An 18,478-nucleotide genomic window follows, 5' to 3' on the forward strand; every position below is an offset into this window, starting at 1 on the left:
CGCATTGATGCGAAAGGGGCTTTTTATCGTTTGCTCGACGATAATTTATCGCGGATAGCTATTAGCGATTTGGTAGTACATCTTTTACCATATCACGTAAGTCACGTAATGCTGTGACGGTGCTATCCCAATCTAGGCAGCCATCGGTGATTGATTTGCCGTACTCAAGCTGGCTCAAATCAGCAGTCAGTTTTTGATTGCCGCCTTTTAAGTGACTCTCAATCATCATACCGATAATTGATTTATTGCCGTTTTGAATTTGTTCGGCAACGTTTTTGATAACCATCGGTTGTAGGTAAGGGTCTTTACCGGAGTTGGCATGGCTTGAGTCAATCATAATCTTGCTATTGGTCTTGCCTTTTGCCAGCTCGTTTTCAACTTGGGCTACCGCAGTTTCATCATAGTTAGGCTTGCCATTACCACCGCGAAGTACCACGTGCGCGTAAGGGTTACCTTTAGATTTGATGATAGAGACTTTACCATCTGATGATAGACCTAAGAAGCTATGACCTTCTTTAACCGCTTGCATGGCATTTACAGCAACTGTCATACCACCATCAGTACCGTTCTTAAAGCCAACTGGGCATGATAAACCAGAGCTCATTTCGCGATGCGTTTGGCTCTCAGTGGTACGTGCACCAATGGCTGACCAGCTGATTAGATCCTGGATGTACTGCGGCGTATTTGGATCAAGTGCTTCGGTCGCGCAAGGTAGACCTTTTTCATTCAAATCAAGTAGCAATTTACGAGCCGTGCGCAAGCCTTTTTCTATATCAAAGCTGTCATTCATGTCAGGGTCGTTGATCATGCCTTTCCAGCCAACCGTCGTACGAGGTTTTTCAAAATAAACACGCATGACCACAAATACACTGTCTTCGATTTCTTTTGCCAATACGGCTAAACGATCGGCATATTCGTGAGCGGCTTTGATATCGTGAATAGAGCAAGGGCCAATGACCACAAACAAACGCTTGTCTTTACCATCCAAGATATCTTGAATAGTATTACGACCTTTTAGTACGGTGTTATACGCGTCGTCTGACAGAGGCAGCTCGGCTTTTAGCTCGGCGGGGGTAATCAAAGGAATAAATTTTTCAATATTCACGTCGTCAATATCTGCATTATGGGTAACTGATGTTGTCATGGTTATATATCGTCTAGCTGATTTATAGGAATAATCATTATGCGGACAAAAGTGTTGGTTGACAAGGGTAGTCGAGCAGTTAATTGACTGATAACTGGAATGAGGAAACTAAAACTTAGTTATACTTATAGAGACTTAGCATGATATTTGACGTTCTAAATGCACGTTTAGCATTTGGTTTTTCTATCTATTAATAAGAGTTGGTTGAGTTTTTGATGCATAACGCTCAGATTTTATGCGTGAATTTCGCTATTTGTATCATCGTCAAGTATGATAGCAACATTAGCGATGGGTGGCCCAAACTGTGGCATTAAAACAGTACGGATGAGTGCGCACATTATCTGTGAGTTCGTATCGCTGATTTATTACGTTATATTTTATAATAACGGTTTATTTTATTTTGTGTATTTCTAATATCGAGAGCTTGTCATGACAGATTCTGCTACGTCTCATCACCATACTGACCTCATTCATCAAGCCGAGACGGATTCTCAAGTAGCAAAGATAAATGCTACGCCGCTAGTGATAGGCATCGTCGCAGGTGAGGTATCTGGCGACAGCTTAGGCGCAGATTTTATGCGGCAAATGAATAATCTACGTGATGATATTGTCTGGGTAGGCGTAGGCGGTACGAAGATGCATGCGCAAGGGCTACAGAGTATTTTCCCATTAGAGCGTTTGGCAGTGATGGGTCTGGTTGAGGTAATGTCGCAGCTACCAGATTTGCTTAAAGCGCGCCGCGAGCTACTGAGCGCATTTAAGGCTGCCAATATTGATTGGTTCGTCGGTATTGATGCGCCTGATTTTAATTTGCGAGTATCCAAAAAACTAAAGCCCCAAGGCGTGTTCTGTGTGCAGTACGTCAGTCCTTCTATTTGGGCGTGGCGCGAGTCGCGTATCCATAATATTAAAGCAGCGACCAATTTGGTGCTATGTTTATTCCCGTTTGAGTTGCCAGTTTATGAGCGACATAACCATCCGGCGATCTGTGTGGGTCATCCATTGCTACGAACCATTGATCAGACGTTGATAGATACACCAATCAATCAACGTCGCAGTGAGTTGGTCTGGGACAATGATGGGTTGCAGCAGTTCTTCATCGAACGATTTGATGATGTGAGTCAGCTTATTTGTGTGATGCCAGGCTCTAGGCGCGGTGAAATTACAGCCATTTTGCCATTGATGCTTGATGGCATCCAAAAGTTAATCCTGTTAGATCCTAAGCTGTGCTTTATTATTCCAACGGTCGATCAAAACCATCAATATATTGTGCAAGAAGTGATCGACCAACGCTCAGAACAGCTACGTGCAGCAATTGTAGTGGTCTACGATGATACCCAGCCAGAATTTAGCCAACATGCCATGGCGGCATCAGATATTGTGATGCTGGCATCTGGGACAGCAACGCTGGAGGCAATGCTGCTTGAACGTCCGATGGTAGTGGTCTATCAATTAAATCAGCTGACTTACCAAATAGCCAAGCGTCTGGTAAAAGTACCATATGTGGCATTGCCTAATATATTGGCTAATGCGCCAATCGTACCTGAGCTGATTCAAGAGCAGGCGAGCGGTGACAATATCTGCCGCACCGTAATGCGATTGCTGCAACCACGCGCTTATGCCGAGCAATTACACGACTTACTAGTGACAAAGCAGTCGCTACAGCAGCAAAGCAACCATGAGCCTGCAAACAGCGTGATTGAACAGTGGTTTATCCAAAATACCGATACCGTCAATCCTAATTAAACAAGAAAGACCTTCTAATATTATGTATATTCAACACAGTACAGAAAGCCCAGTTCAAGTAATTGATATTAATATTGAGCATATTGATGTTAAAGGACAATATGTTCAGTTAGCAGCGCCCATACGTTTATATGGGCAAATGAATACCGCTGAATTGCTTACTCAATATCTGACTAATGATAACCAAGAGACGGAGCAATCAATACTACAAATCGGCGTTGATGAAGCAGGGCGCGGACCATTACTAGGTAGTGTCAATGTGGCGGCGGCAATATTACCTGCGACTTGGTCAGGTTTGATTGAGGAACAACCGCTTAAAGACACGCCGTTGTCGATACTGACAGACTCCAAACAACTGAGTGAAAAAAAGCGCGATATCCTTTATCCATTGGTTCAGCAGCATGCTATCGGTTATATCATCGCTGATATACCAGCAGCAGTGATCGACCAGGTGAATATCTTGCAAGCAACGATGCTTGGCATGCGCTTATGTACTGAATCATTGCTAGAAGTGATTTTTAAAAAATTCTCGACCACTAGAAATGATAAAAGCACGTCGCTCGATCAATTAAAGATCGAAGCGCTATTTGATGGAAATCGTTGCCCTGACTTGAACTATGATAGCTTTAAACATTTGGAGGTAGCGCCATTTGCAATTGACTGTCAAGCATGGGTAAAAGGCGATGCGCGTCATACTAGTATTGCAGCGGCCAGTATATTGGCAAAAGTAAGTCGTGATGAATCGATGTATACACTGGATGCTCAATATCCGGAATATGGTATTGCCAAACACAAAGGCTATCCGACGCGTGCGCACATGGAAGCAATCGAAAAACATGGTGTCTTGCCAACGCATAGACGTAGTTTCGCACCAGTAAGAAAAGCGCTAGAAATACAGTAGCCATAAAAAAGCGACTATAGAAACGTGATCATGAAAAAGTGACTGTATAGCAAATACAAAAGAATCGTGCTTTATAGATAATATTTTTGCCTTAAAAATAGCCTAAGCATAGTGTTAATCTATAGACCTAAAAAGAAACCTGTTACCTGCAATCAGCGAGTAGCAGGTTTTTTATAAAATAATGAGCAAAAGTTCATAATCTGTAATACAATAGACATTATATTGAAATAAAACACTGTTAAATCAATTACTAACTAACCTGTAACTGATTTTGGTTCTCATTGCTTTTCACAAACAGGCTATTATTTTATAGGATGAGCGATGACTTCTTATACTTCTCAGAAAAATCTTGCGGCAGTGCTATTTTTAACCATATTTCTCAGCGCGTGCGGCGGAGGCGGTGATTCCGATAGTAGTTCTACATCTGCTAATACACCAGATAACTCACAAAGTGATGAAACTGCCGAGCCAACCACGTCAGAACCTATTACTTCTGCTCCGATTATAGCGACACCAACTGAACAAAGTGGTGGTGCTCCTAACGCTGGTGGCAATGGGTCAGCTGAGAACAATGTACAAGCAGCATTAAGTGCAAATAATCAGTTCAGTCTAGCAAGAACCAGCTGTGGTCTAAATGGTCTATCCGTTGATACAGAACTAGATGATATTGCTATTCAACACGCAAATTATATTAAACATGTATTTGCTAATAGCTCACCAACCAGCTTTAACGCGCATTTCGAAAATGAAATCAGCGATATTGCTAGTGTGACAGGTTCTAACAATCCTTTTTTCAGTGGATTAGATCTGGCAGATCGATTGATCAATGCAGATTATGGCAACTCGCAATATAGCGTTACTGAAAACATTGCCCAGTCTGTCTATTATAGTTCGGCAGGCAATTTTTTGAGCACAGAAGCTGTGGCAAGCTCTATGGCAAAATCGTTGTTGTCGGCGCCTTATCATCTACGCTCTTTAATGTTGCCAACCTCAGGCGTAGTAGGAACAGGAGTGGTTACCTATACGCCTAGTAGTAAAAATGCTGCTAACAATAAAGGCTATGTTTTGGTAAGCAATGCTGCAGGGACAAAAACCACGACAAATAAAACGCTTGAAGGCGTTTTTACGTACCCATGTCAAGATGTGACGGGGACAGTTACTGCACTTTATAACGAAACCCCAAATCCAGTCAGAGGCTCTGGGCGTAATTTACGTACTGATCCTATCGGACAGCCGGTTTATATCAACATGCCATCCGCTGATAAAGTTAAAGTGAGTAACGTTAAATTCAGAGATGTGCAGCGCAATATAGATGTGCCGATTCAATTGCTTGATTCTGACAATGATCCGTACAAAGGTACGAATTATGCGCTACCAACGAATGAAGCATTTATTTTGCCATTAACTGATGCGCTCAAAAGCTGTGAATCAGGTAGTAATAAAGGTGGTAATTGTGGACTTTATGGTAATAGCGAATATAAGGTCAGCTTTGATATTTTGGTTGACGATAAAACATTAGAGCAGCAGTCATTTACGTTTACTACTGGTAAGGTAAATTACTAATAAGTATTTAATACTCTCTAAATATTTGTCGTAAAAAAAGGTCTGAACCAATGATATGGTCTAGACCTTCTTTTTATGTGATGATTTTTTTGTAATAACTTTAATTATCTTCATACAACACTAGGAGTCTCGCCTAAAACGATGAGTTAGGCTGTTTTAAAAAGTTCTTTTCATCTTCAGTTGAGTCGCGATTTAGTACCTCGTTGCGGTGTGGGTAACGCCCAAATTGATCAATGATCTCTTTATGACGATATTCAAAATCTAGCGTGGTAGCATCGTCTAATTGCTTAAATAATGGTAGATAACGGTCGTGAATCAGCGCTGACTCAGAATGCATAAACGGTATGATCATAAATCGACGCCACTGCATCGGTAAGGTATCAAAGTATGGCTGCTGAATAGCTTCTTGGGCGAGTGCTAATGCCATGCCGTCTTGGGCAAAAGCACAGGCTTGTTTGCGACATAAATTGCGTGAAAACTGATCCAGCACAATAATTTCTGCCAAGCGTCCTGCCAACGCCGTTATCGAGCTATTACCATCCAATGAAGACTCTGCGATACGCCAAGTGACACATTCGCCTTGTTTCGCTGCATGCCAAAGGTCACCAAACTTATCCTGTATCTGCTTATCAAAACGATCGTTTTGTTCAAACCAGTAAGCTTCATTGTTTTTATCAAACCAAAAATCCAACACGGCACGCGCATCAGGATCTAGATAAGTCAAATCTATGTTTTTTGGATCCAATTGTGATGAATGGGATCGACTGGCTGAAGTGGAATAATCGGTTGAGAGTGCCATAAGATATTCTAATTATGATGAATTTAGTCTACTATAGCGCAAATATTTATATCTGTCTGTCAAGATACCAACAGCAGAGTGTCTATTAGGTAATCTATTATGAATGCAAAAAATCTAGAGAATTCTATCAACGCGACATTGCCACCAACGCCTTACTACGTGCTTGATGAAGCGGCCATCGTCGCTAATATGAAAATCATCGCTAGGCTGTGTGAGCTGTCTGGTGCAAAGGCATTATTAGCACTAAAATGCTTCGCCACATGGGGCGTTTTTGATGTGATGCAGCCTTATCTGCATGGCACGACTTCGTCTTCACTTAATGAAGTGAGATTGGGCTATGAGACCTTTGGCAATAACGATGATGCCAATAGCCAAGATAAAAAAGAAACGCATGCTTATAGCGTCGCCTATAGTTCAGATGAAATCCCTGAAGTGCTGAACTATGCGGATAAAATCATTTTTAACTCAATCTCACAGCTCAACGCTTTTAAAGTGCAAGCCGCCGCGCAAAATATACCTGTAGGTCTACGACTCAATCCAAAAACCAGCAACTCATCGTTTTTGATTGCTGATCCTGCACGCCCATTTAGCCGTCTTGGTGAGCATGATAAAGATAAAATCGCAGCGGTACTTGGCGATATCACTGGCGTCATGATTCATAACAATTGTGAAAATGACAGTTTTGAAGCCTTTAGTGAAAGCTTGGCTGATATTGAAGAAAGATTTGGTAATATCTTAGCGCAGCTTGAGTGGGTGAGCTTGGGCGGTGGTATCCACTTTATTGCGCCTGATTATCCATTAGAAAAATTGGCTGCACGTTTGAAAGCGTTTAGCGACACTTATGGCGTGCAAGTGTATCTTGAGCCAGGTGAAGCCAGTATTCACGGTGCGGGCACGTTGGTGACGACAGTGTTAGACACCATGCACAATCAAAAAAATCTCGCCGTCGTCGACGCTTCGATTGAAGCACATATGCTCGACTTGCTTATCTATCGTGAGTCCGCACCGATTGCCGCGATCAATAATACTGCTGGCAATATTGCACCTACTGGCAATCCAGCAGAAGCTGCGCCGTCTGAAGCCAATGCTGAGTCGGCAGACCATACCATTATTTATGGTCGTTCTTGCTTAGCAGGTGATATCTTCGGCGAGTATGCATTACCGAGTAATCTTCAGATAGGCGATCAGATTGCCTTTGGCAATGCTGCTGGTTATACGATGGTGAAGAAGAATTGGTTTAATGGGGTCAACATGCCAGCGATTGTCATCCGCCGGTTGGATGGCAGTATCGATATCCAGCGCGAGTTTGATTATCAAGATTATAAAGCCAGCTTGTCTTAACGCGATATTTCTAAGACTTTTCTACATTAGAAAACAAAGGCTTAGTCTTAATAACGGGTGATTTTAAGGTATCTGCTATTGATACATTATTTTTTACCGATAAGGGAATAAAAATTGTTATAATCGCGTCGGGCAAATAATGGAGTATTATTTGCCCGACGGGTGCGTGGGTTTTCCTCGGTCTTCCTTTTTAATTCACGCATATCATTCACTCGTTTCTGTTTTGCATAGCCGCTATCAATGGTATCGACAGGGACACAAAGGAGGATTGTTCATTGAACACAAACCAACAAGCTAAGCCCAACAAAAAAGATGTACTGATCATCGGAGCAGGCGGTGTCGCTCAAGTGGTCGCGCATAAATGTGCGATGCACAATGATGTACTTGGTGAGATTCATATCGCCTCACGTACAAAAGACAAATGCGATGCCATCGCCCAAAGTGTAAAAGAAAAAGACAGCTTTAAGCAGGCTGCGGTCTTGCATACGCATCAAGTCGATGCGATGGACAGCCAAGCACTCGTGCAGCTGATACAAGACACCGGAATACAAATAGTCATCAATGTTGGTTCGGCATTTATCAATATGACCGTACTAGAAGCCTGCATTGAGACAGGTACTGCCTACATAGATACGGCTATTCATGAAGACCCACGTAAGATTTGTGAGACACCGCCATGGTACAACAACTATGAGTGGCAACGTAAAGAGCGCTGTGCAGACAACAATGTTACGGCCATTTTAGGTGCAGGGTTTGATCCTGGTATGGTCAACGCTTATGCGCGTCTTGGCTATGACATGATGGATGCAGGATCTGTGACGGATATCGATATCATTGATATCAATGCGGGCAGCCATGGCAAATACTTTGCGACCAACTTTGACCCAGAGATTAACTTCCGTGAGTTCACCGGTACGGTTTACTCTTGGCAAGACAGCAAGTGGCAGTCTAACAAAATGTTTGAAGTTAAACGTACGGACGACTTGCCAGTTGTAGGTGTGCAAAACAGCTATCTAAGCGGTCATGATGAAGTGCATTCATTGTCAGCTAACTTAGATGTACCAAACATTCGCTTTTGGATGGGCTTTGGTGAGCATTACATCAATGTCTTCACTGTCCTACAGAGCTTAGGATTGCTATCTGAGCAGCCAGTGATGACTGCTGAAGGCCAAGAAGTGGTACCACTGAAAGTTGTTAAAGCAGTACTACCAGATCCAAGCTCGCTTGCACCGAACTATACAGGCAAGACCTGTATCGGTGACAAAGTCAAAGGCAAAATCAATGGCGTTGAGACTGAAGTGTTTATCTACAATGTCTCAGATCATAAAGATGCTTACAATGAAGTTGGTAGCCAAGGTATCTCGTATACCGCAGGCGTGCCACCTGTTGCTGCTGCGATATTAGTCGCGACTGGCGAATGGGATGCAGGCAAAATGGTCAACGTCGAAGAGTTAGATGCCAAGCCATTTATCAATCTGCTAAATAAGATTGGTTTGCCAACGCGTATCAAAGATAGCGAAGGCGATAGAGCGCTTGAGTTTGATATTTAGTTAGTCATTATATCTATTCTAAAAGCCCATCTGACTTTAATTGAGTCAGGTGGGTTTTTTATTTTATAAAGAAAAAATAAATTGTCATTGTCTATTTAATTATACAGAATAAATTATCAAACGATAATGATTTTCAATATCATCTATATTAAAAATAAGGTAGTATTTCACTTTTGTATCATTCGCTAGACATTCTGTAAAGGTAGAAATTAGATGTTTGTCAGTGAATAAATGAGGGAGTAGTGAATGAGATACATACGATTTCTTCCTAAGAAGAAATGGGCCATAGCAGGCTTTACCTTTTTATTATATTCGGCGTCATTTCCTGCATTTGGTTCGGAGGCAACGATGCTAACGATTGAAAGTCCCTTAAAAGGCGATTTAAATCATTCCAACAGGGAAAACGCTGATATCAAGCCACAGCATAAGTCATTAGACTTTAGCGTTCCTTGCGATACAGGCGATTATCTAACCGGATATGTTGAGAGTGATAGAAGTATGATGACGCTAGATGTTATCGATGCCACAGGAAAAGTATCGCGCCGTTTGATTGATAATAAAAGTGGCAAACAACACTTCTATTCAGTAGCCGAAAACTGTGCAGAGACCTGGCGACTGTCTGGCTCAGGTGCTTATCAGATAGTGCTCGAACAACGTGTTAGTTTAGCAGAGCAAGATTTAAAAGGTTCTTTAGGAAATTCTCTAGACAGTTCTGACACGTTACTCAGCCCCAGAGTATCGGCATTACTTGAGTCATTGCAGAAAGGGCAGAGTACAGATCGCTTTTGGGCGGAAGTGGAAGTATTAGGTACACCGCTGATTGAAGACACAGCTTTGGGCACTGTGATGACGTTTTTAGCGCTAGGAGACTATCGCAATGTCAAGTTAATGGGTGGCCCGTCCACCAATCATGATGCATTGCAACGATTGGTAGACTCTGATACATGGTACAAAAGTTTTATTGTGCCAAACAACACGCACTTATCCTATCAGATTGCTCCCAATACCCCTGAGCCACCTCTGTCTGAGTTTGCTCGTAGAGTCGCCATAAAAGCCGTGGCTCAAGCCGATCCTTATAATCACCATTCATGGCCACGTTCAGCCACTGATAAGTACACAACCAAATCTACTATTACGTTAAAAGACGCACCAAATAGGCGTTGGATAAAAAGACAGGCAGAGGTTCCCAAAGGAGCGTTGTCTACCTTTAAATTTACCAATAGTACATTGGACAATACTCGCGATATCACCATTTACTCCCCAACTGTTAATAACAACAAGGAGAATAGTAAAGATGATGCGGTGCTGTTATATATCTTTGATGCGGAAGCCTATATTGATACGGTTGGATTGCCCACGATTTTAGATAATTTGATTGCAGAAGGTAAGGTTCCACCAGTGACAGCGGTGTTTATTAGCAATCCTGACAATGATGCCCGTGCACGTGAATTACCTGCCAACCCAATGTTTGCAGATGTATTGGCCAATGAGTTAGTACCACAAATAAATAAACGATTGCCAGTAGCGATACCAACGGATAGAACGGTCATTGCAGGGTCAAGTTATGGCGGTTTAGCAGCGACGACTATCGCACTACGTCACCCCGACATATTTGGCAATGTTATCTCTATGTCTGGGTCTTACTGGTGGCATCCAAAAGATCAGACAGCAGAAGATAAACACTTCGTAGCGTCTGAGGTAATAAAAATGGATAAGGCACCCGTTCGTTTCTTTTTGAGCGCAGGCGTGTTTGAAACGGCTCGTGGTAAAAGTGGTAGCAACGGTATATTGGGAACCAATCGTCATCTGCGAGACGTTTTATTGGCAAAAAGGTACGATACACATTATCAAGAGTATGCTGCAGGACATGATTACTTTGCTTGGCGAGGAATCATAGGAGATGGTTTGGTATCGCTTTTTCCGTCTAAGGAAAAGAAGTAATATCTCTTTTATTTAAACTAGCGCTAATGTTTAGCCTTTTACTACTAAATAAAATGATAGTGACTGAGTATTCATACTCTAACTTCTAATTTTCTATATAAAGTATTTTTTTAAAACCAACCTGCTAACAAGTAGCAAGTTGGTTTTAAATCGATTGTCATTAATTAGGATTATATTCTCTCAACGCCGCAATACGGTCATCAAGCGTTGGGTGTGAACGGAATAGATTGGCAATACTAAAGCCTTGCGTTTGTCCTGATGAGATCGCAAATGCTTTCATACTCTCAGGCATTTGATCTGGTCGCTGTGCAGAAGGACGAAGCGCATCAAGCGCCCTAATCATTTTTTCGCGGCTGGCCAATTTTGCGCCCATTTGATCCGCACGGAATTCACGTAAGCGTGAGAACCACATCACGATGGCAGATGCCAAAAATCCAAGTAAGATATCCATTACGATACTCGTAATAAAGTAACCAATACCTGGGCGGTCACTGGTATTTTTAAACACAGTACGGTCAACGAAACTACCGACAATGCGTGCAAAGAACATTACAAACGCATTGACCACGCCTTGAATAAGGGCAAGGGTTACCATGTCACCGTTCGCCACATGGCCAATCTCATGCGCCAGTACCGCTTCGACCTCATCCTGGTTCATATTTTGTAGTAGACCAGACGAAACCGCTACTAGGGCTTTATTTTTATTCCAACCAGTCGCAAAGGCATTTGGCTGCGAATTATCAAAGATACCAACCTCAGGCATACCAATATTTACGGCTCGCGCTTGTTTGGCGACTGTATCAACTAACCATTGCTCAGTAGCGGTGCGTGGCGATTCTATGACTACCGTACCAGTGGATCTTTTAGCCATCCACTTTGATATAAATAGCGACACCATCGAGCCGACCATACCGTAGATACCACACATAACGGCAAGGCTAGTGTAGTTAAGACCACCTGCGCTGTGCACACCACCGATTCCAAAAAACCTCGATAAAATACCAAACACAATGCTAAAGACCACGATCACTGCTAAGTTGGTCAATAAAAATAATCCAATACGCATCATGACGCTAATTTCCTATTTAAAGTGTTGGTATGGCCTAGATAGGCGGTTATCTAAGAGGTTTGTTTGCTATGATAGATTTTACTGTGGTTTTGACTGTAATGTTAGAAAAAATAGCTTTTTATAAGTGGTGACAGAGATAGGGTGATTATTTTGGGGAATGCCGTACAATACCTGACTGGTTTTAGCAGGTTAGAAAAGTAGTAGATGAGGAGTAGTGATTTTTGACAGAATTAAAGACGGTTGGGCTATTTGCGCTTACTGCATTGGCTGAGATTGCAGGATGTTATCTGCCTTATCTGTGGCTGCGAGAAGGCAAGTCAATCTGGCTGCTGATACCTGGTGCGCTGAGCTTAGTCGCGTTTGTTTGGCTGCTGTCATTACACCCAACTGCTGCGGGCAGGGTCTATGCTGCATATGGTGGTGTTTATATATGCATGGCGATTTTATGGTTGTGGACGGTCAATGGTATACGACCAACCATGTGGGATATAGTGGGTTCGGTAGTTGCGTTGCTGGGAATGGCGATTATTATGTTTGCGCCGCGCGGAGCTTAATCAAAACCTAAGCTCAATTAAAGACAGTGCTTAGCTAAAGGCCAATGACGAATCAAAAAAATACCAATCAAACGGCTAGGTCGGATTGGTATATTAATATATTGATTATTAATGTTTGCCTAAAATACTACCATTGTCGTCTTTCTTGGCTTGTTTGGCAGCTTTCTTCTCTTTAGCAGTCAAAAGGGGCTTTTTCTTAACGTTCTTCTTACTATCTTGACCTTTGCTCATCATCGTTTCCTTTTTTACAGCACACTACTCATTACGCAAAGTTAAGCGAATTCAAGACAGTGTGAATACAGCTAACATAGCTGTTTACTGAATAGAGTATAGGCTTAAGCTTTAGTAATAGATAGCGCTCGCACAATTCGTCTACGATTCAATTATCGTTCAAATTCTTTATGTTTACGGTTAGTCCTAGTTTATCAATTGATTCGTTCAATCAATCATTGTATTAATAAGTGCTTACTTACGGATACATGGCGATTTGCTATAATGCGTCATAAACCGATTCATAAACGCGGCAAACTCTTATTTATTAACATTTAGCACCATAGTGCTTACTGTTTTGGTCAAATTATTATGCGTATTCGTAAACTATTTAAATTTGAAAATGCTCACATCGTTCGTAATTGTAGTTCTGAGCGTTGTAAGCATTCGATTCATGGTCACAGCTATCAGATTGAGCTGATCCTTGAGGCCACTCGTTTAGACCATGGGCAAATGGTTTATGACTTTGGCCTACTAAAATCTTCTATCAAAGACATTATCGATAGCTTTGATCATGCCATTTGCTTTTGGAACAAAGATGATCCTGAGTATGTCGCAGCGTGTAAGAAATTTAGCGCACGTTGGATCAGCCTACCAGTTTCGCCATCGGCAGAGCAGTTTTCACGAGTGATATTCTTTTGGGCACAAGAAATACTACGTCAGACACAAATGCAAAATGGTGAAGCAGATGTCAGCGTGTACTCAGTGATTGCCCATGAGACGGCGACAGGGTATGCGCAGTGTTTTGCTGATGATGTTGCAAACGATCAAATGGGTAAACTAGTTCTAGAAGATTTTGAATTCAGTGAGCAGGTTCGTGCTGAGTGGACTGACTCTGAGCTGTATGCCAAGCTGATTCGCGGTGAAAGCTTTACCAATCCAACCGTGACCATGCAGGTTCAGACAGAGCAAGTACAAGCAGGTTCAGTCTGATGTGTGATGGTCAATCTATAGAAAATAGCAAATACCTAAAGACTCTGATATTAAACTCTGAGCAAGATACTCAAGCATTGGCTGAGCAATTAGCGACCTTGTCACTGACAGGTAGCGTGTGGCTGGCAGGTGACTTGGGCGCTGGTAAAACGACACTAACGCGTTATTGGTTACAAGCGCTTGGTCATACAGGTGCGGTGAAAAGCCCAACCTATACCTTGGTTGAGCCCTACAGTATTCAGCGAAAAGATGGTTCCATCAAACCAGTTTATCATGCAGACTTATATCGTCTGCAAGATCCAGAAGAGCTGTCTTTTATTGGGTTTGATGAGTATCTCGATGAGCCTGAAGCGCTAGTCATCATCGAATGGGCTAGCCGCGCGGATAGCTATTTGCCACCGCCTACGTTATTCATCGATATGACCCAAAGTGTAAGCGGTGATAACGACACTGAAGCACGCCAAGTGCAGTTGAGAGTGTCAAAGGCAGGTCAAGCGCAGGGTTTGGATTTATCACAACTTATCATCTAAATGAATATCTAAATTATACCAAACGCTACTTTCCAAAAATATGACATCTATAAATGCCAGATAATCATCCTAATACCCGTATTAAAAAACTATCGCCGTTGCTAATCAATCAATTAGCAGCAGGTGAGGTGGTGACCCGTCCAGCAGCAGTGGTCAAGGAGTTGCTGGAAAATGCCATCGATGCTGGTGCGACCAATATTGAGGTGCGCATCACTCAAGGTGGTATGGGTCTGATTGAGGTAGTGGATAATGGGGTCGGCATTCATCCTGATGACATGGTTATGGCCATCACTCGTCATGCGACCAGTAAGGTTGCTGACGTTGCTAATCTGCATGGTATTACGACGTTGGGTTTTCGCGGTGAAGCGTTAGCGGCGATGGCTGCTGTCTCTCGTTTGACCTTAACCAGTAGTCATGATGAGAGTGGTATTGGCCGTCAATTACAGGTCGCTGGCGTATTAGATGACACACCAAAACTGTTACCAGTTGTGCATAACTGCGGTACTACGATTGTCGTAAAAGATTTGTATTTCAATGTGCCTGCCCGCCGTGGCAATTTAAAATCTATTGCTACTGAGTTCGGGCATATTGAAACCATCGTCCGAGAGGTTGCACTGGCGCGTGCCGATGTTGCTTTGACACTTTTTCATGACAATAAACAGCGGCTATCATTATCTGCAAGTGCTATGAGTATTAGTGGCAATAATGACAGCCGCTTGCCACTGCCGCGTCTAGAACAAGCGACTGGTATGGCATTGACAGATAATGCATTAGCAATATCGATAGATTTGTCGAGTCTGGTACAGTCGTCTGTAGCGTACGATGATAGCAATGTTAATCAGGCAGCGATTAGTGGTTGGTTATGGCCGCTACATCATGACAAATCTGACTTACCCAAACTGATTTATGTAAATGGCAGACTGGTAAAAGAAGCATTGATTAGCAATCAAATACGTCAACTGGCACAAGGTGCGCAGCTAGCAGGTATGGGGTATGCACTGTATTTTGATTTACCAACGCAATGGTTGAATATCAATGTGCATCCATCTAAACAGCGTATCAAAATCAGTCCATTGAATAATATTATGGCGCACTTAGGCCATACAGTTCGTACGCAGTTGAAAACGATTGATGTAGCTAAGTTTGGGCTTGGAATTGATTCTGCATCTGCGTCCGTAGCGACGACAGAAACTGACAGCCAATACAAATCTGTGGAATGGGTAAATAATAATGCTTCTGAAGGTCGTTCGTCTGAAATGCCCATCTCAAGTAGTCAGTCTAGCAATAACCAAAGGCAGAATAATCAAGTAGAATCTACTAGACAGTCTTATCAGTCTACTGCAAACCAATCACTTTCAAGTAATCCTTTATTGCAAGAGTCAGCGCGATCTTATATCAATGAACGATCAGACCAAAGTAACAATAGTAACCACAGCACTTCACATTATTCTGATGGAGCAGCTACCTCTGCATCTTTACCAATTTGCTTAGATATCATTAACGATGTAGAAGCTGTTGACATGGACTTAAACACAGATGATAAAAAGCTACCTTGGTTATTATTTTATCACCAAGGGCAGTGTGCACTGATAAGTGCTAAAGACTGGCAGTTTAAAGTAAGCCAGTTGTTCGAATCACTTACCTCTAGTCAGCAAGTATTCAAAAAAGATAGATTGCCAAACAGTGCTACTGAGATTAATCAGCAACTTATAATGGTCAATGCGCAAATGTCTGCACAGGATTCAATGGTTTTTGTGAATGATCTTACTGGAATAATCATGAACAATGCTATTAAAGCGATAGACAGTCATCGCTTAGTAAAGCTAATGCTATCCTGAATATCTGAAAATAATTACAACATCTTAAAGCAATTAAACCAATCGATATCTGAGTTATCCATATATTATGAAAGGCCACTTTATGCAACATTCGTCTGATATCCTACCTCACAAACTGACGGATAACAGCGTGGTTTGTCTTATGGCACCAACTGCTAGCGGCAAGACGTCACTGGCGTACGAGCTATACGATACAGGTCGTTTTGAATTAATCTCAGTGGACTCAGCGCTGATATATCGTGACATGAACATTGGCACAGCCAAGCCAACAGCGGCTGAGCTGGCGCGTTATCCACATCATTTGGTCGATATCATCGATCCTACGCAAAGCTATAGCGTGGCGGAGTTTGTCAGTGACGTTGCTCGTCTTATTGACGAGTGTCACAGAAATGGCAAGATACCATTATTAGTAGGCGGTACCATGATGTATTACATGGCGCTACTCGATGGGTTGTCTCCTGTGCCCGATAGCGATGACAGCGTACGGGCGAGCGTAGAGCAGTGGCGTCAAGAGGAAGGTGTTAGCGCTCTATATGATTATTTGGGGAGTATAGACCCTATAAGTCATGAGCGCTTGAATGCTACTGATACTCAGCGTATCACGCGAGCAATTGAAGTCTATCTACAAACACATATTCCAATAAGTGACTGGCAGCGCAAGCCAAAGCAAGCATTGGCACATAATCCGAATCAGCAATGGCATGCGCTATCGGTAATGCCAGATCGTCCATGGCTACATAATCGTATCGAACAACGTCTAGATATCATGTGGAATGAAGGGCTAGTGGCTGAAGTCATAGACTTACTAAAAAAGTATCCGCTCACGCCTAATATACCTTCGATGCGCTGTGTGGGCTACAGGCAAGTACTAGAATACTTGGTGCATATTGAGCATCCGATATTTGATGAGACTCATCTAGATAAAGCTCAATTTTATGAAGCTTTTGAAAAGCATATAGCTGTCAACGGAGAAAAAGAAATCTCAGATAATGTTGCTCAGTCAGCTACTCAACCAAATATGGCTAACCAAGAGACCGAGGCGCTTGCTTGTCAGGAAATGCAAAATAAGGCATTATATGCTACAAGACAGCTAGCAAAACGTCAGTACACATGGCTAAGAAAGGTAATGCAATTGCCTAGCGCATCATCGAATGGGACAGTAGAGTTTGAGAGCGGGGCTGATGCTAGCAGTCGTATGATATTACAAACGTTTGAAACCATGGCCGAAGCACGAGAGTACTTGTCTTAAGGTGCAATGATAGCTAACACAATTAGTTTCAAAAATTGACATAGATAGCTGTTATAATTTGGCTCAGTGCGTTGAGCCTTGTTATGATGTCTGGTTTATAGACTTTTGTAGACAGAAAGTATTAACGAAACAACTAGTTACTTAATTATTTACAATAATAACGTATTCGCGATAAAGTGGAATCACTTAAGAGCAATGAATATTTATTTAGATACGTTTTATAAAGAAAACACCTTATTGTATCTACCTTTTAGCCATTATAATTAAATTAACACTTAAAATAATTGGCACTCAAAACATAACTATATAATATTTAGGAGAGATTTCATGTCAAAAGGACAAACTTTACAAGATCCGTTCTTGAACTCGCTGCGCAAAGACCGCATTCCTGTCTCTATTTTTTTGGTAAATGGTATTAAATTACAAGGCCAAATTGAATCATTTGATCAATATGTCGTTCTCCTGAAAAACACAGTGAGCCAAATGGTATATAAGCATGCCATTTCAACAGTCGTGCCAGCACGTAACCCACGTAGTAGCACAACGACAGGTACAAGTGCTCAGCCTCAGAGCGCAGCACCGACTGGATATCAAGGCGGTGGCTTTGAACGTGGTAGCAACCCTGCTGCTGGCGGCTTTGAAGAACGTGGTTTTGCATCGAGTCGCAGTGGATTTAATCGCGGTGGTTTTAGCCAAGGTCAAGATCGTGGTTTTGAACGCGGTAGCTTTGGACAAGGTCAAGAGCGCGGCTTCGAGCGTGGTGGCTTCGGTCAAGATCGTGGGTTTGATACCACGGCAGATAACACAGGCTTTGAAGATAAGCCAAACGACGGTTCTAATGATAGCAATAGCTAACGTATTGAATTAATCGAGCGTGTTGTCTGAAAAAACATTAAGACATGATTTATTCGTTTAAAACCTGCTAATAATAGTGGGTTTTTTTTGTATAGATAGCAGCAAGCTCTTTTATTCCGTATGCAGCACTATATTAGTGTAGATTTTGTAGACTATTACTAATATGAAACATAGTGTAGTAAAATAGCGTATTGA

The 18,478-nt window shown here is 42.2% G+C and carries 16 protein-coding genes; 12 read left to right on the top strand and 4 right to left on the bottom strand.

The annotated features are described in order from the left end of the window. Window positions 1–61 precede the first annotated feature (61 nt). Entirely contained in the window at window positions 62–1,144 is a 1,083-nt protein-coding gene (locus tag QO187_RS05130; protein WP_102078467.1) for a 3-deoxy-7-phosphoheptulonate synthase, read from the bottom strand. Between the two features lie 429 nt (window positions 1,145–1,573). Between QO187_RS05130 and lpxB the strand changes: the two genes are divergently transcribed. The 3 genes from lpxB to QO187_RS05145 all read left to right on the top strand — a co-directional run bounded on the left by lpxB (window position 1,574) and on the right by QO187_RS05145 (window position 5,354). Beyond that, the gene (lpxB, locus tag QO187_RS05135) at window positions 1,574–2,890 is read left to right on the top strand and encodes a lipid-A-disaccharide synthase (protein ID WP_102094527.1); all 1,317 of its coding nucleotides are present in this window, start codon (window positions 1,574–1,576) and stop codon (window positions 2,888–2,890) included. 22 nt (window positions 2,891–2,912) lie between these two features. Further along, the gene (locus tag QO187_RS05140) at window positions 2,913–3,791 is read left to right on the top strand and encodes a ribonuclease HII (RefSeq protein WP_102094528.1); all 879 of its coding nucleotides are present in this window, start codon (window positions 2,913–2,915) and stop codon (window positions 3,789–3,791) included. A gap of 321 nt (window positions 3,792–4,112) precedes the next feature. Continuing rightward, window positions 4,113–5,354, top strand: a complete 1,242-nt coding sequence (locus QO187_RS05145; RefSeq protein WP_102094529.1) for a CAP domain-containing protein — start codon at window positions 4,113–4,115, stop codon at window positions 5,352–5,354. Window positions 5,355–5,487: 133 nt separating this feature from the next. On the opposite strand, the gene QO187_RS05150 is transcribed toward QO187_RS05145, so the two are convergent. Continuing rightward, complete coding sequence (locus QO187_RS05150; RefSeq protein WP_102094530.1) at window positions 5,488–6,153, bottom strand: DUF924 family protein; 666 nt, start codon at window positions 6,151–6,153, stop codon at window positions 5,488–5,490. 99 nt (window positions 6,154–6,252) lie between these two features. On the opposite strand from QO187_RS05150, the gene QO187_RS05155 reads away from it, so the two are divergent. The 3 genes from QO187_RS05155 to QO187_RS05165 all read left to right on the top strand — a co-directional run bounded on the left by QO187_RS05155 (window position 6,253) and on the right by QO187_RS05165 (window position 10,985). Next, complete coding sequence (locus QO187_RS05155) at window positions 6,253–7,494, top strand: carboxynorspermidine decarboxylase (protein ID WP_102094531.1); 1,242 nt, start codon at window positions 6,253–6,255, stop codon at window positions 7,492–7,494. Between the two features lie 275 nt (window positions 7,495–7,769). Continuing rightward, entirely contained in the window at window positions 7,770–9,044 is a 1,275-nt protein-coding gene (locus QO187_RS05160; protein ID WP_102091503.1) for a saccharopine dehydrogenase family protein, read from the top strand. Between the two features lie 246 nt (window positions 9,045–9,290). Then, window positions 9,291–10,985 carry an alpha/beta hydrolase-fold protein gene (locus tag QO187_RS05165; protein ID WP_102094532.1) on the top strand — a complete coding sequence of 565 codons (1,695 nt, stop codon included), beginning with the start codon at window positions 9,291–9,293 and terminating at the stop codon, window positions 10,983–10,985. A 160-nt stretch (window positions 10,986–11,145) separates the two neighbouring features. Here QO187_RS05165 and htpX read toward each other — a convergent pair whose 3' ends face one another. Beyond that, complete coding sequence (gene htpX, locus QO187_RS05170; RefSeq protein ID WP_102094533.1) at window positions 11,146–12,054, bottom strand: protease HtpX; 909 nt, start codon at window positions 12,052–12,054, stop codon at window positions 11,146–11,148. Window positions 12,055–12,275: 221 nt separating this feature from the next. Between htpX and QO187_RS05175 the strand changes: the two genes are divergently transcribed. Continuing rightward, a complete protein-coding gene (locus QO187_RS05175) occupies window positions 12,276–12,608 on the top strand; it encodes a YnfA family protein (protein WP_057760460.1) in 333 nt (110 codons plus the stop codon). Window positions 12,609–12,716: 108 nt separating this feature from the next. Here QO187_RS05175 and QO187_RS05180 read toward each other — a convergent pair whose 3' ends face one another. Next, window positions 12,717–12,839, bottom strand: coding sequence for a hypothetical protein (locus tag QO187_RS05180; RefSeq protein WP_021815223.1), 123 nt, complete (start codon window positions 12,837–12,839; stop codon window positions 12,717–12,719). A 351-nt stretch (window positions 12,840–13,190) separates the two neighbouring features. Here QO187_RS05180 and QO187_RS05185 point away from each other — a divergent pair, with 351 nt between their 5' ends. From QO187_RS05185 to hfq, 5 genes are all read left to right on the top strand, one after another. Next, window positions 13,191–13,811, top strand: a complete 621-nt coding sequence (locus tag QO187_RS05185; protein WP_102091507.1) for a 6-carboxytetrahydropterin synthase — start codon at window positions 13,191–13,193, stop codon at window positions 13,809–13,811. Next, entirely contained in the window at window positions 13,811–14,341 is a 531-nt protein-coding gene (gene tsaE, locus QO187_RS05190) for a tRNA (adenosine(37)-N6)-threonylcarbamoyltransferase complex ATPase subunit type 1 TsaE (RefSeq protein WP_102094534.1), read from the top strand. The genes QO187_RS05185 and tsaE overlap by 1 nt, the downstream gene beginning before the upstream one ends. A gap of 53 nt (window positions 14,342–14,394) precedes the next feature. Continuing rightward, on the top strand, window positions 14,395–16,179 hold the full coding sequence (mutL, locus tag QO187_RS05195; RefSeq protein WP_102094535.1) for a DNA mismatch repair endonuclease MutL: 1,785 nt from the start codon (window positions 14,395–14,397) through the stop codon (window positions 16,177–16,179). Between the two features lie 82 nt (window positions 16,180–16,261). Beyond that, window positions 16,262–17,428, top strand: a complete 1,167-nt coding sequence (miaA, locus tag QO187_RS05200; protein ID WP_102094536.1) for a tRNA (adenosine(37)-N6)-dimethylallyltransferase MiaA — start codon at window positions 16,262–16,264, stop codon at window positions 17,426–17,428. 327 nt (window positions 17,429–17,755) lie between these two features. Next, the gene (gene hfq / locus QO187_RS05205; protein ID WP_102094537.1) at window positions 17,756–18,283 is read left to right on the top strand and encodes an RNA chaperone Hfq; all 528 of its coding nucleotides are present in this window, start codon (window positions 17,756–17,758) and stop codon (window positions 18,281–18,283) included. Window positions 18,284–18,478 lie beyond the last annotated feature (195 nt).

It is taken from the genome of Psychrobacter sp. Arc9, assembly GCF_041431295.1.
GTDB lineage: Bacteria > Pseudomonadota > Gammaproteobacteria > Pseudomonadales > Moraxellaceae > Psychrobacter.